General features: G+C 75.4%; 1 pseudogene. It reads left to right on the top strand.

From position 1 onward, the window contains the following. Positions 1 to 256: pseudogene (locus SB751_RS32795) on the top strand (SAM-dependent methyltransferase); the annotation flags it as partial.

Raw genomic sequence — 256 nt, 5'->3', positions numbered from 1 at the left:
GGTCGCGGCCCGTCACCGCCGATCTCATTGCCGCTGCCCGCCACGGCGATTGGGCCGTGCATCTCACGCCCGGCCCCTTGCCGGCCGGCTGGCTCGACAACGTCACCGGCCTGTCCATCCTGTGCCTGGCGTCCGCCGGCGGCCAGCAGGCGCCGGTGCTGGCCGCGTCCGGCGCCCAGGTCACGGTGTTCGACCTGTCCGAACGCCAGCTGGAACAGGACCGCGCCGTGGCCCGCCGCGACGGCCTGGCGCTGAC

The sequence above is a fragment of the Cupriavidus sp. SIMBA_020 genome, assembly GCF_046535395.1.
Lineage (GTDB): Bacteria > Pseudomonadota > Gammaproteobacteria > Burkholderiales > Burkholderiaceae > Cupriavidus > Cupriavidus campinensis.
The sequence above is the reverse complement of the archived record's forward strand: the minus strand, read 5'-3'. Positions and strand labels throughout refer to the sequence as shown.